Consider the following 12,900-nt stretch of genomic DNA (forward strand, 5'->3'; position numbering starts at 1 on the left):
GGCCACCCTTAATAAGTCCGAATCTTGGGTTCAAAAGTCGGAACAGTCTTCGGCGAGAAGTTCACAGCACGCTTGCTCACGCGCTTGTCACCCGGGAAGTAGAGGGTGTGGCACAGCCAGTTTTCGTCGTCACGGTCTTCGAAGTCTTCACGGGCGTGAGCACCGCGGGACTCTTTACGCACTTCAGCTGCGATGGCAGTAGCTTCAGCCACTTCCAGCAGGTTTTGCAGTTCCAGCGCTTCGATACGTGCAGTGTTGAACGCCTGCGACTTATCGTTGATCTTCACGTTGGCAATGCGCTTGCGCAGCTCGGCCAGTTGGGCAATACCCTTCTGCATGTATTCGCCAGTACGGAATACACCGAAGTAGTTCTGCATGCAGCTTTGCAGCTCGCGACGCAGGGTAGCCACGTCTTCGCCATCGGTACGTGCGTTCAGCGCGGACAGACGAGCCAGAGCGGCTTCGATGTCAGCTTCGGTCGCGTCGTCGTATTCGATGCCGTCAGTCAGGGCTTTTTCCAGGTGCAGACCCGCTGCACGACCGAATACCACCAGGTCGAGCAACGAGTTGCCGCCCAGACGGTTGGCGCCGTGTACCGATACGCAAGCCACTTCACCCACTGCGAACAGACCAGGGATGATGGTGTCTACGCCGTCGGCGTCCTGGGTGATCGCCTGGCCGTGAATGTTGGTGGCAACGCCGCCCATCATATAGTGGCAAGTCGGAACAACCGGAACCGGAGCAACTACCGGGTCAACGTGAGCGAAGGTCTTCGACAGTTCGCAGATACCTGGCAGACGGCTGTGCAGCACTTCCTCACCCAGGTGATCCAGCTTGAGCATCACGTGGTCGCCATTAGGGCCACAGCCGTTACCGGCGATGATCTCTTTAACCATGGAACGGGCCACAACGTCACGACCAGCAAGGTCTTTGGCGTTCGGAGCATAACGCTCCATGAAACGCTCGCCATGCTTGTTGATCAGGTAACCGCCTTCACCACGGCAACCTTCGGTGACCAGTACACCGGCGCCGGCGATGCCGGTCGGGTGGAACTGCCACATTTCGATGTCTTGTACCGGTACGCCAGCACGCAGGGCCATGCCAACGCCGTCACCGGTGTTGATCAGGGCATTGGTGGTGGACGCATAGATACGACCTGCACCGCCGGTAGCCAATACGGTGGCCTTGGCGCGGATGTAGGTGGTTTCGCCGGTTTCGATGCAGATGGCGATAACGCCGACGAACTCGCCCTGCGAGTTCTTCACCAAGTCCACAGCGTAGTATTCGTTGAGGAACGTGGTGCCCGCTTTCAGGTTGCCCTGATAAAGGGTGTGCAGCAGTGCGTGACCGGTACGGTCGGAAGCGGCGCACGTACGTGCAGCCTGACCGCCTTTACCGTAATCCTTCGACTGGCCGCCGAATGGACGCTGGTAGATACGGCCTTGCTCGGTACGGGAGAACGGCAGACCCATGTGGTCCAGCTCGAATACCGCAGCCGGGCCTTCCTGACACATATATTCGATAGCGTCCTGGTCACCGATGTAGTCGGAACCCTTGACGGTATCGTACATGTGCCAGCGCCAGTCATCGTTCGGATCTGCCGAAGCGATAGCGCAGGTGATGCCGCCCTGTGCCGACACAGTGTGCGAACGAGTCGGGAAAACCTTGGTGATCACGGCAGTCTTGTGACCACCTTGTGCCAGTTGCAGCGCTGCGCGCATGCCAGCACCGCCGCCGCCAATGATGATGGCGTCGAAAGAAATCGTTGGAATGTTAGCCATGAATCAGATACCCCAGAGAATCTGCACACCCCAGACGAAGTAAGCGAACATCGCAACGCCGCATACTGCCTGGAAGAGGAAACGTACCGCAGTCGCGGACTTGCCCAGCGCCATTGGCGTCAGGTAGTCGGTCGCGATGGTCCACATGCCGACCCAGGCGTGAGCGCCCAGGGCAACCAGTGCCAGCAGACTGAAAATACGCATTCCGTTGTGGCTGAACAGGCCGTGCCATTGCTCATAGCCGATACCCGGATTCACCGCGAGGTATCCGATCAGGAAAATGAAATAAGCCGCGAGAACGACCGCAGACACGCGCTGTGCCATCCAGTCATAGAGGCCCGAACGCGAAAGATTCGTAACGCTGGTTACCATATCCAAACTCCTGCCAGAACGATCAGCACCACGGAAATGGCGATGATGATTTTCGAGCCCAGGCGGCCGCCTTCCAGCGTCTCACCGATGCCCATATCCATGATCAAGTGGCGCACACCGGCTACCAGGTGATACAGCAGAGCGGACAGGAGGCCCCATGCTACGAACTTGGCCAGCGGGCTGGTCAAGCATGCCTTCACTTCGGCGTAGCCTTCCTCGGAACCCAGGGATTTGCCCAATGCATAAAGCATGAAGCCGAGGCCCAGGAAGAGAATGATGCCGGATACACGGTGAAGGAACGACGTAACGCCGGTGATGGGGAGTTTGATGGTCCTTAGGTCTAGGTTTACAGGTCGTTGGCTTTTCACGGCTTTTTTTTCACACTGAAGAGCCCCTAACAATCAGGGCAAAGTTGTTGGGGAGTGCACTGGTCAGGTAACCACCACCCAGGGATGCGACCCCCATCAAATACAGGCCCAAAAGCCCCTGGCGGTCGGAGGCCGAGTATAGACAGTTAGGTTACTAATGACAACGCAAACACCTACCCCAAATAGCTGATTGCACAAGCGGGATAAAAGGCGTAAATGGCAGGCAATTTCGAGGAAAAAGTGTGGTTAAAGCCTTCTGGGGCAAGACTTTAGGCAAATTGACATTCGAATTTATCTCACTATAGTGGTGCGGGCCCTGCGTGGGGGGTCTGTCTGATGATTTCAAGCATAAATAGGAGGCCACATGGCTGACAAAAAAGCGCAGTTGATCATCGAGGGCGCAGCCCCCGTCGAGCTGCCCATTTTAACCGGCACCGTTGGTCCCGATGTTATCGATGTTCGAGGCCTGACTGCCACGGGCCGCTTCACCTTCGACCCGGGTTTCATGTCGACCGCCTCCTGCGAGTCGAAGATTACCTATATTGATGGCGACAACGGCATCCTGCTGCACCGCGGCTACCCGATCGAACAACTGGCCGAGAAATCGGACTATCTGGAAACCTGCTACCTGTTGCTGAACGGCGAACTGCCGACAGCCGAGCAGAAAGCCCAGTTCGTCGGCACCGTGAAGAACCACACCATGGTTCACGAGCAACTGAAGACCTTCTTCAACGGCTTCCGTCGCGACGCCCACCCAATGGCCGTCATGTGCGGCGTAGTCGGTGCGCTTTCGGCCTTCTACCACGACTCCCTGGACATCAATAACCCGCAGCATCGCGAAATTTCCGCGATCCGCCTGGTTGCCAAGATGCCGACCCTGGCAGCGATGGTTTACAAGTACTCCATGGGCCAACCCATGATGTACCCGCGCAACGACCTGTCGTACGCGGAAAACTTCCTGCACATGATGTTCAACACCCCGTGCGAGATCAAACCGATCAGCCCGGTACTCGCCAAGGCCATGGACCGGATCTTCATCCTCCATGCCGACCACGAGCAGAACGCATCGACTTCCACCGTGCGCCTGGCAGGCTCCTCGGGTGCCAACCCGTTCGCCTGTATCGCAGCCGGTATCGCCGCACTCTGGGGCCCGGCTCATGGCGGCGCCAACGAAGCGGTACTGACCATGCTCGACGAAATTGGCGATGTCTCGAACATCGACAAGTTCATCGCCAAGGCCAAGGACAAGAACGATCCGTTCAAACTGATGGGCTTCGGTCACCGCGTGTATAAAAACCGCGACCCGCGCGCCACCGTGATGAAGCAGACCTGCGACGAAGTGTTGAAGGAACTGGGTATCCAGAACGATCCGCAACTCGAACTGGCCATGCGCCTGGAAGAGATCGCCCTGACCGACCCTTACTTCATCGAGCGCTCGCTGTACCCGAACGTCGACTTCTACTCGGGGATCATCCTCAAGGCGATCGGCATTCCAACCAGCATGTTCACCGTGATCTTCGCCCTGGCGCGGACCGTCGGCTGGATCTCCCACTGGAAAGAAATGCTCTCCAGCCCTTACAAGATTGGCCGCCCACGCCAGCTGTACACCGGCTACGAGTCGCGCGACATCAGCAAACTGGAAGACCGCAAATAAGCGCCCTCTCACGATAGCGTCTTGATTGCAGCGAAAACGGCCTCTGCTTCTTATATAAAGCAGGAGGCCGTTTTTGTTTGTGCTGCGAGTTACTGCTATTTGTCAGCCCGCACATCCATTCCTGCAGTAGCGCTCTCTCAACTGTCGGAGCTGGCTCCCCCCTCGGATGAATACCTCCACTCAGCCTCCTGTAACGGGGCCGGTGGATCAAAACCCCAAGCAACCGAGGCGGCCTGATTGAGTAGGTTGCGCGCAGCTCTACTGCAGGAGCGAGCCTGCTCGTGACGGTCGTTAACGATGACGCAGCTGTCCTGGCTGTAGGCGGCGGTCTCAGGTTGTTCGCGAGCAGGCTCGCTCCCACAGTGAGGTACGCCACCCCACCAAAAAAAATGCCCCAGTCTCTCAACCAGGGCATTTCCAAACCGCTCAGCTTATATAAGAAGCATCAGTGCGAAACCGCCCCGCTCGCCCCCAAGCCGGTCTGCGAACGAACGAACTGCGGAGCAAACAATTCCCGCTCTTTATCCGCAGCCGCCGACTTGTCAGTGATCGAGAAGAACCAGATCCCGATAAACGCAATGATCATCGAGAACAGCGCCGGGTACTCGTACGGGAAGATCGCCTTCTCGTGATGCAGGATCTGCACCCAGATGGTCGGACCCAGGACCATCAAGCCCACCGCGCTGACCAGCCCCAGCCAGCCACCAATCATCGCGCCGCGGGTAGTCAGCTTCTTCCAGTACATGGAAAGCAGCAGCACCGGGAAGTTACAGCTGGCAGCAATGGAGAACGCCAAGCCAACCATGAACGCAATGTTCTGGCTTTCGAACAGAATACCAAGGCCGATTGCCAGCACCGCCAGAGCGATGGTGGTGATTTTCGAGACGCGAATCTCATCCTTCTCGTTGGCCTTGCCTTTCTTGATCACGCTGGCGTACAGGTCATGGGACACCGCCGAGGCACCGGCCAGGGTCAGACCGGCGACCACCGCCAGGATGGTCGCGAACGCCACTGCCGAGATGAAGCCCAGGAAGATACTGCCGCCCACCGCGTTGGCCAAGTGCACCGCCGCCATGTTGTTACCACCCAGCAGCGCGCCAGCCGCATCCTTGAACGCCGGATTGGTGCTCACCAGCAGGATCGCGCCAAAGCCGATGATGAAGGTCAGGATGTAGAAGTAGCCAATGAAGCCGGTTGCGTACAGCACGCTCTTGCGTGCTTCTTTTGCGTCACTCACGGTGAAGAAGCGCATCAGGATGTGTGGCAGGCCAGCGGTACCGAACATCAGCGCCAGACCCAGGGAGAATGCGGAGATCGGATCCTTCACCAGGCCGCCCGGGCTCATGATCGCTTCACCTTTGGGGTGAACCTTGATCGCCTCGGAGAACAGCATGTTGAAATCGAAGTTAACGTGTTTCATCACCATCAGCGCCATGAACGAGGCACCGGACAGCAGCAATACTGCCTTGATGATCTGCACCCAGGTGGTCGCCAGCATGCCGCCGAACAGCACGTACATGCACATCAGGATCCCCACCAGGATCACCGCAACGTGGTAATCGAGGCCGAACAGCAGCTGGATCAACTTGCCGGCACCCACCATCTGCGCGATCAGGTAGAACGCTACCACCACCAGCGAACCGCAGGCAGACAGGGTGCGAATCTGGGTTTGCCCAAGGCGGTAGGACGCCACGTCGGCAAAGGTGTATTTACCCAGGTTACGCAGGCGCTCGGCGATCAGAAACAGAATGATCGGCCAGCCCACCAGGAAGCCGATCGAATAGATCAGGCCGTCATAGCCGGAGGTGAATACCAGCGCGGAAATACCCAGAAAAGAAGCGGCCGACATGTAGTCGCCGGCAATCGCCAGGCCGTTCTGGAAGCCGGTGATCTTGCCACCCGCCGCGTAGTAGTCAGAGGCCGAGTTATTACGCTTGGACGCCCAGTAGGTAATGCACAAAGTCGCGCCGACAAAGGCCACGAACATCAGGATCGCTGCAATATTCAGCGGTTGTTTGTGGACTTCGCCGGTCAGCGCATCCGCGGCCCAAACGGCCGGTGCGAAGGCGGCAATGCCCAGGGCTGCAATCAGACGCGGGATCATTGCTTGGCCTCCTTGAGAATTGCATTGTTCAGATCGTCGAACTCGCCATTGGCGCGACGCACATAGATACCGGTCAGGATGAAGGCCGAAACAATCAGCCCCACGCCAATCGGAATACCCCAGGTGATTGAGGAGTCAGGGCTGATCTTCGCCCCCAATACCTGCGGTCCATATGCAATCAGAAGAATGAAACCGGAGTACAAGCCAAGCATGATCGCCGAAAGAATCCAGGCGAACTTTTCTCTTTTGCGAACCAGCTCCTTGAAGCGCGGGCTGTTCTGAATCGAGAGGTAAATGCTGTCGTTCATTGTTTTTATCCTCGCAGCACAGATTTTAGTTGGAACATATCCACTGTATGCGGCTGGAGGAGAGGTTCCAGACGACCTTAGTCTTAGAACGCCATGTCGTTTTCTCCAATTCATAAACGACTGATGTAAAGGCCGCCACTCAGCGATAATCACCCAGAAACAACAAGGCCCCTTGGGCGTGGGCGCCAAAGGGGCCTGGAAAGTGCTGACTAGAGGCTTAGCTCAACTTACTTGGTCCACTCGGCAACACGCTCCGGGTGCTTGGCCACCCAATCCTTGGCCGCAGCGTCAGGCTTGGCGCCGTCCTGAATCGCCAACATCACTTCGCCGATTTCGTCTTTCGAAGCCCATTGGAAGTTCTTCAGGAATTTCGCCACTTCTGGCGCTTTTGTCGCCAGTTCTTTACTGCCGATGCTGTTAACGGTTTCTGCTGCACCGTAAACGCCTTTTGGATCTTCCAGGAAACGCAGTTTCCACTTGGCGAACATCCAATGCGGCACCCAACCGGTCACGGCAATGGATTCCTTCTTGTCTTCGGCGCGGGTCAGTTCGGCAATCATTGCAGCGCCGGAACTGGCTTGAAGTTTGTAATCGAGGCCGTAGTCCTTGATCGCCTGGTCGGTCTTGAGCATCACGCCTGACCCGGCGTCAATGCCGACGATCTTGTTCTTGAAGGTCGTGTCAGTCTTGAGATCGGCAATCGACACGGCCTTGACATACTCCGGCACGATCAAGCCGATCTTGGCGTCTTTGAAGTTGGGACCGTAGTCGACCACCTTGTCCTTGTTCTTCGCCCAGTATTCACCATGAGTCACCGGCAACCAGGCCGAAAGCATGGCGTCGAGTTTTCCGGTGGCAACGCCCTGCCACATGATACCGGTGGCCACGGCCTGCAGTTTCACGTCATAGCCAAGCTTCTGCTTGATCACCTCGGCGGCCACGTGGGTGGTGGCCACGCTGTCGGACCAACCGTCGACGTAGCCGATGCTCAGGGTTTTGTTTTCGGCGCTGGCCAAGGTGGAGCCCATCGCAAGTACCAGAGCGGCACTTGCGCCTAAGAGTCGTCGCATCTTCATCGTTACTTCCCCGAAAGTGCTGCGCCCGACGGGTGCCGAGCAGCGTCGTCAACCTATTGTTTTGGTGCACCGCGCCCCCATCACGCCTCACCGCGAACTCGTTGGAACATCAGCGGAGTACTGATGGATTGATCATCAACCTCACGCCCGCGACGACCTGCTCTGTCAGCGACCTCAAGGCAGCGAGAAACGACATCAGAAAGCCATTAACGACAGCTTGGCAAAAAGCCGCCACCCGCTCCGCCCGGTCTTTGCATGTAAAAACATTGCTACCCACCAAGCTGTGGATAAATGCAGGTAAGATGCGCGGCTTTGCTCCCCGATGGCCTGACCATGCCCGCCAGATCGCGCTTCCCTTTCGCCGCCTATGTCTTTGCCTGCCTGCTCGGCCTGTTCGCCCTGGGCGGCTACTGGTATGGCCTCGGTCAACCGGTTCTGCTGCCGGACGCCGCGACCCCGACGCACAAACTGCAGTGCGCCTCCTATACCCCTTTCGACAAGGACCAATCGCCGTTTGACCAGCCGTTCAACCTGCGCCCCGAGCGCATGGACGCCGACCTGGCTCTGCTCGCCACCCGCTTCGAGTGCATCCGCACCTACTCGGTGACCGGCCTCGAAGCGCTGCCGGGACTGGCGCGCAAGCATGGGCTGAAATTGATGATTGGCGCCTGGGTCAACAGCAATCCCGTGGACACTGCCAAGGAGATCGACCTGCTGATCGCCGAAGCCAACGCCAACCCGGACGTGGTTTCGGCGGTCATCGTCGGCAACGAAGCACTGCTGCGTAAAGAAGTCACCGGCCCGCAACTGGCGGCCCTGATCAAGCAGGTCAAACGCAGCGTCAAGCAACCGGTGACCTACGCCGACGTCTGGGAGTTCTGGCTCAAACACCCGGAAATCGCCCCGAACGTGGACTTCCTGACCATTCACCTGCTGCCGTACTGGGAAGACGATCCGTCCAACATCGATGCGGCCCTGCAGCACGTCGCCGAAGTGCGCCAGGTGTTCGGGAATCGCTTTGCCCCCAAGGACGTGATGATCGGTGAAACTGGCTGGCCTAGCGAAGGCCGCCAACGTGAAACCGCGTTGCCCAGCCGAGTCAACGAAGCCCGCTTTATTCGCGGCTTCGTCACCCTCGCCGAGCAACAGGGCTGGCGCTACAACCTGATCGAAGCCTTCGACCAACCCTGGAAACGCGGCAGTGAAGGCGCGGTCGGCGGATATTGGGGGCTGTTCGATGCCGACCGCCAGGACAAGGGCATCCTCGCCGGACCGGTCAGCAACCTGCCGTACTGGCCACAATGGCTGGCAGTCGGTGGCTTGATTTTCCTCGGCACCCTGCTGCTCGGCGGTCGCGTGCGCAGCACCCGGGCGGCGCTGGTCCTGCCCTTGCTCGGTGCCTTAGCGGCCTGCGCCATTGGCACCTGGGGCGAGCTGGCGCGGGTCACCAGCCGCTCTACCTGGGAATGGACATGGGCCGGCCTGCTGATCGCCCTCAACCTGGCGATCCTCGCCCACGCCGCGCTGAGCCTGAGCGCTGCCAGCGGCTGGCGCCAGCGCGTCTTCAATGTACTTGAGCGGCGCGCCGGCTGGCTGCTGGGCGCGGCCGGTTTTGCCGCTGCGGTGATGATGCTCGGGCTGGTGTTCGAGCCGCGCTACCGCAGCTTCCCCAGCGCCGCCCTGCTGCTGCCGGCGCTGGTCTACCTGGCGCGCCCGGTGAGCGCACCACGACGGGAAATCGCCCTGTTGACGTTGATCATCGGCGCGGGAATTGCGCCGCAGCTGTATCAGGAAGGACTGCTGAACCAGCAGGCCTGGGGCTGGGCGCTGGTGAGCGGGTTGATGGTGGCGGCGTTGTGGCGCAGTTTGAGAGCTAAATCGAAGTCAGCACAATAGAACGAAGCAACCCCAAGATCATTCCACACCGGGCTGGCTTCGCTCTATTGTGAGCGGATGAGACTCACGATCTGCCGCGTCCGATGCTCGTTGTGAGGATACCGTTTGACGTGTTCCCCCGTCGCAACCAATAAGTCTACATCTGCCTGACGAAGACGCTCCGCGACCTCTGGTTGCTGCGAATGCAGGTATTGTCTCTGCACCTCCGGGAAATTTTTATACCCCTCTTCTGCCATCATCTGACTCTCACTAAAACCCTGTGATTGTGCGTATCTGGCAATGGGCGGGGGAGCATCGGCGTTTTTTATCACGGTGTACTGCTCCCCAATTTGTCGCAACCTCACCTCATCACATTCTTCTTCATTGCAACAAGCCCTTTGCCAACTCGGCGAAAAGCAGGGAACGATGCAGACACACGATAAAAGCGCTGGATAGTCTGATGATTCTGGGGGGGCGCAACTCACCAGCCGATCCAAGGGGTCGTAGCCGTAGCCGCACAGCAGCGTTGCTTGCTGATCGGTCATGGCGTTGCTCCATTTCCCAGGCAAAAATCTGTCGCTCTAGGTTCGGAGCTAACGAAGCAGCTGTCTACTATCAGAACTACTAGAACAACCAGGCGGGAGCGCGGTTTGGCCGCGATGGCGGACTACCTGACACCTCGCGAAGCCCGAACCAACCGCAACCCGGCAATCACCACCGCAAACACCGCGAGGCTGGCGTTATATAACGCCAGCGCCGGCAAACCGCACACCAGCGCCAGCGCCGCCAGCCACCAGCCAGTGCGGCCCGGCAACAGAAAACCGAGCACCGCTGCCGCCAGCGCCGCCCAGCCCATGACCTGGAAGTGGATCAGCCACCCCAGGTTCGCCCGCAACTGACACTCCCAGCGGCTCGCCTCCTCCGCACAAATGCCCACCCACTGCGCATCCTCCATAAAGCCATAACGCGCACCATAACTGGCGGCCAGCCACAGAGGCAGGACGATGAGCAGCGCAATCAAGGGCAAGCGGCGGGACATGGAACACTCCAAAGGGCAAAAACGGCGCCCAGCTTAAACCCGTGGCTGGCGGACGCAACCGACATCAACAGATATCTGTTCATCAAATGGCGGCAAAGTGTATCGTCCAGCTACTATTACCTCGAACCCAGCCTCTTTGGTGCCGATGCATGGCACTTTGGCGCGATACCTGTGGTCATAGCCTGCGAACTTTATTCGGCACCTTCCTCTAAGGGATTTAGTCATGCTCCGTTCCTTGCGCTTTGCTGCCATTTTCGGCGGCCTTCTCCTGAGTGCGTCCGCGCTGGCGGCGGATATCGACGCCGCCAGTTACGGCTATCCGCTGACCAACCCGTTCGAAGCGACCATCGCCACGACGCCTCCGGATCTGCGACCCGAGCTCCCATCGGATGACGACATCAACCAGAGCGACCATAGCCTGACCCTGCGCCCTGAACGGCAGTTCGACCTGCCCGACAATTTCTGGGCGGTGAAGAAGCTGACCTACCGCATGGCCACCCAGGACCATGCAGCCCCGCTGATCTTCCTGATCGCCGGCACCGGCGCGCGCTATGACAGCAGCCTCAACGAATACCTCAAGCGCCTGTACTACAAGGCCGGCTATCACGTAGTCCAACTGTCATCGCCGACCAGCTTCGACTTCATCAGTTCAGCCTCGCGCTTCGCCACTCCCGGTGTATCCAAGGAAGACGCCGAAGATATGTATCGGGTGATGCAAGCGGTGCGCGCGCAGAACCCGAAACTGCCGGTGACCGATTTCTACCTCACCGGCTACAGCCTGGGCGCCCTGGATGCGGCATTTGTGGCCCACCTGGACGAAACCCGGCGCAGTTTCAACTTCAAGAAAGTCCTGTTGCTGAATCCGCCGGTCAACCTGTACACCTCGGTGACCAACCTCGACAAGCTGGTGCAGACCGAGGTCAAGGGCATCAACAACACCACCACCTTTTACGAGTTGGTGCTGAACAAGCTGACCCGTTACTTCCAGCAAAAGGGCTACATCGACCTCAACGACGCCCTGCTCTACGACTTCCAGCAGTCCAAGCAACACCTGACCAATGAACAGATGGCGATGCTGATCGGCACCTCATTCCGCTTTTCCGCCGCCGATATCGCCTACACCTCGGACCTGATCAATCGCCGCGGCCTGATCACCCCACCCAAATACCCGATCACCGAAGGCACCAGCCTCACGCCCTTCCTCAAGCGCGCGCTGCAATGCGACTTCGACTGCTACCTGACCGAGCAAGTGATCCCGATGTGGCGCGCACGCACCGACGGCGGCAGCCTGCTGCAACTGATCGACCAGGTCAGCCTGTACGCGCTGCAGGATTATCTGCAAGGCAGCTCGAAAATCGCCGTTATGCACAACGCTGACGATGTGATTCTCGGCCCGGGCGACCTCGGTTTCCTGCGCAAGACTTTTGGCGACCGCCTGACGGTCTACCCTCACGGCGGCCATTGCGGCAACCTCAACTACCGCGTCAACGCCGACGCCATGCTGGAGTTTTTCCGTGGCTAAACATCTACTGATTCTCGCGGCGATGCTCTGTGCAGGCGCTGCCAATGCCGACAACAGTAAGGCCAACAACCCGCCCGTGGTCGATCCGGACGGCTTTACCGAGCCGCTGAAACAACTCACATTCAACCCGGGGCTGGATCAGCGCGAATTCGAGCGTTCGACCCTGAGCGCACTGAATGTCTACGACCCGCTGGAGTCGTGGAACCGCCGGGTCTACCACTTCAACTACCGCTTCGATCAGTGGGTGTTCCTGCCGGTGGTCGACGGTTACCGCTATGTCACCCCGAGCTTCCTGCGCACCGGCGTCAGCAACTTTTTCAACAACCTCGGTGATGTGCCGAACCTGGTGAACAGCCTGCTGCAGCTCAAGGGCCAGCGCTCGCTGGAAACCACCGGCCGCCTGCTACTCAACACCACCATCGGCATCGCCGGACTGTGGGATCCGGCGACGGCCATGGGTCTGCCGCGCCAGAGCGAAGACTTTGGTCAGACCCTGGGCTTCTATGGCGTCCCGGGTGGCGCCTACCTGGTCCTGCCGATCCTCGGCCCATCGAACCTGCGCGACACCTCGGGGCTGGTGGTGGACTACACCGCGGAGAATGCGATCAACTTCCTCAACGTGGCGGAAGTCAGCAAGAACCACCCGGAGATCTGGATTCTGCGCGGCGTCGACAAGCGTTATCAGACCAACTTCCGCTACGGCCAGATGAACTCGCCGTTCGAGTACGAGAAGGTTCGGTACGTGTATTCCGAGGCGCGTAAGTTGCAGATTGCCGAGTAATCCCTGTAGGAGCAGCCCGG

12 protein-coding genes are annotated in these 12,900 nt (G+C 58.9%); 4 read left to right on the plus strand and 8 right to left on the minus strand.

The annotated features are described in order from the left end of the window. Window positions 1-8: 8 nt before the first annotated feature. From sdhA to sdhC, 3 genes are read right to left on the minus strand one after another with little or no spacing between them, the layout of a single operon-like run. Window positions 9-1,781 carry a succinate dehydrogenase flavoprotein subunit gene (gene sdhA, locus NR126_RS11030; protein ID WP_027621080.1) on the minus strand — a complete coding sequence of 591 codons (1,773 nt, stop codon included), beginning with the start codon at window positions 1,779-1,781 and terminating at the stop codon, window positions 9-11. 3 nt (window positions 1,782-1,784) lie between these two features. Further along, window positions 1,785-2,153, minus strand: coding sequence for a succinate dehydrogenase, hydrophobic membrane anchor protein (sdhD, locus tag NR126_RS11035; protein ID WP_027621079.1), 369 nt, complete (start codon window positions 2,151-2,153; stop codon window positions 1,785-1,787). Further along, the gene (sdhC, locus tag NR126_RS11040) at window positions 2,147-2,521 is read right to left on the minus strand and encodes a succinate dehydrogenase, cytochrome b556 subunit (RefSeq protein ID WP_027621078.1); all 375 of its coding nucleotides are present in this window, start codon (window positions 2,519-2,521) and stop codon (window positions 2,147-2,149) included. Before sdhC ends, sdhD begins: the two co-directional genes overlap by 7 nt. Window positions 2,522-2,885: 364 nt before the next feature. On the opposite strand from sdhC, the gene gltA reads away from it, so the two are divergent. Beyond that, window positions 2,886-4,175, plus strand: coding sequence for a citrate synthase (gene gltA / locus NR126_RS11045; protein ID WP_027621077.1), 1,290 nt, complete (start codon window positions 2,886-2,888; stop codon window positions 4,173-4,175). A gap of 445 nt (window positions 4,176-4,620) precedes the next feature. Here gltA and NR126_RS11050 read toward each other — a convergent pair whose 3' ends face one another. The 3 genes from NR126_RS11050 to NR126_RS11060 form a co-directional block, all read right to left on the minus strand. Beyond that, on the minus strand, window positions 4,621-6,279 hold the full coding sequence (locus tag NR126_RS11050; RefSeq protein ID WP_027621076.1) for a cation acetate symporter: 1,659 nt from the start codon (window positions 6,277-6,279) through the stop codon (window positions 4,621-4,623). Next, the gene (locus NR126_RS11055; RefSeq protein ID WP_027621075.1) at window positions 6,276-6,587 is read right to left on the minus strand and encodes a DUF485 domain-containing protein; all 312 of its coding nucleotides are present in this window, start codon (window positions 6,585-6,587) and stop codon (window positions 6,276-6,278) included. The genes NR126_RS11050 and NR126_RS11055 overlap by 4 nt, the downstream gene beginning before the upstream one ends. 227 nt (window positions 6,588-6,814) lie before the next feature. Then, window positions 6,815-7,663, minus strand: coding sequence for a glycine betaine ABC transporter substrate-binding protein (locus NR126_RS11060; protein ID WP_027621074.1), 849 nt, complete (start codon window positions 7,661-7,663; stop codon window positions 6,815-6,817). 291 nt (window positions 7,664-7,954) lie between these two features. Between NR126_RS11060 and NR126_RS11065 the strand changes: the two genes are divergently transcribed. Beyond that, a complete protein-coding gene (locus tag NR126_RS11065) occupies window positions 7,955-9,559 on the plus strand; it encodes a beta (1-6) glucans synthase (RefSeq protein ID WP_256830215.1) in 1,605 nt (534 codons plus the stop codon). A gap of 44 nt (window positions 9,560-9,603) precedes the next feature. Here NR126_RS11065 and NR126_RS11070 read toward each other — a convergent pair whose 3' ends face one another. Next, entirely contained in the window at window positions 9,604-10,083 is a 480-nt protein-coding gene (locus NR126_RS11070) for a hypothetical protein (protein ID WP_256830216.1), read from the minus strand. A gap of 122 nt (window positions 10,084-10,205) precedes the next feature. Beyond that, window positions 10,206-10,577: a hypothetical protein gene (locus NR126_RS11075; RefSeq protein WP_027621071.1), complete on the minus strand. Its 372-nt coding sequence runs from the start codon at window positions 10,575-10,577 to the stop codon at window positions 10,206-10,208. Between the two features lie 223 nt (window positions 10,578-10,800). Between NR126_RS11075 and NR126_RS11080 the strand changes: the two genes are divergently transcribed. Beyond that, window positions 10,801-12,099, plus strand: a complete 1,299-nt coding sequence (locus tag NR126_RS11080) for a serine/threonine protein kinase (RefSeq protein ID WP_027621070.1) — start codon at window positions 10,801-10,803, stop codon at window positions 12,097-12,099. 22 nt (window positions 12,100-12,121) lie between these two features. Then, complete coding sequence (locus NR126_RS11085; protein WP_306218778.1) at window positions 12,122-12,880, plus strand: VacJ family lipoprotein; 759 nt, start codon at window positions 12,122-12,124, stop codon at window positions 12,878-12,880. Window positions 12,881-12,900: the final 20 nt, after the last annotated feature.

Origin of the sequence: Pseudomonas sp. Pse1 (genome assembly GCF_024519635.1) — a bacterium.
GTDB lineage: Bacteria > Pseudomonadota > Gammaproteobacteria > Pseudomonadales > Pseudomonadaceae > Aquipseudomonas.

Excerpts from the sequence above, each read along its gene's own strand:
- sdhA (WP_027621080.1), bottom strand. The coding sequence starts at position 1,781 with ATGGCTAACATTCCAACGATTTCTTTCGACGCCATCATCATTGGCGGC.
- sdhD (WP_027621079.1), bottom strand. The coding sequence starts at position 2,153 with ATGGTAACCAGCGTTACGAATCTTTCGCGTTCGGGCCTCTATGACTGG.
- gltA (WP_027621077.1), top strand. The coding sequence starts at position 2,886 with ATGGCTGACAAAAAAGCGCAGTTGATCATCGAGGGCGCAGCCCCCGTC.
- NR126_RS11050 (WP_027621076.1), bottom strand. The coding sequence starts at position 6,279 with ATGATCCCGCGTCTGATTGCAGCCCTGGGCATTGCCGCCTTCGCACCG.
- NR126_RS11055 (WP_027621075.1), bottom strand. The coding sequence starts at position 6,587 with ATGAACGACAGCATTTACCTCTCGATTCAGAACAGCCCGCGCTTCAAG.
- NR126_RS11060 (WP_027621074.1), bottom strand. The coding sequence starts at position 7,663 with ATGAAGATGCGACGACTCTTAGGCGCAAGTGCCGCTCTGGTACTTGCG.
- NR126_RS11065 (WP_256830215.1), top strand. The coding sequence starts at position 7,955 with ATGCAGGTAAGATGCGCGGCTTTGCTCCCCGATGGCCTGACCATGCCC.
- NR126_RS11070 (WP_256830216.1), bottom strand. The coding sequence starts at position 10,083 with ATGACCGATCAGCAAGCAACGCTGCTGTGCGGCTACGGCTACGACCCC.
- NR126_RS11075 (WP_027621071.1), bottom strand. The coding sequence starts at position 10,577 with ATGTCCCGCCGCTTGCCCTTGATTGCGCTGCTCATCGTCCTGCCTCTG.
- NR126_RS11080 (WP_027621070.1), top strand. The coding sequence starts at position 10,801 with ATGCTCCGTTCCTTGCGCTTTGCTGCCATTTTCGGCGGCCTTCTCCTG.
- NR126_RS11085 (WP_306218778.1), top strand. The coding sequence starts at position 12,122 with ATGCTCTGTGCAGGCGCTGCCAATGCCGACAACAGTAAGGCCAACAAC.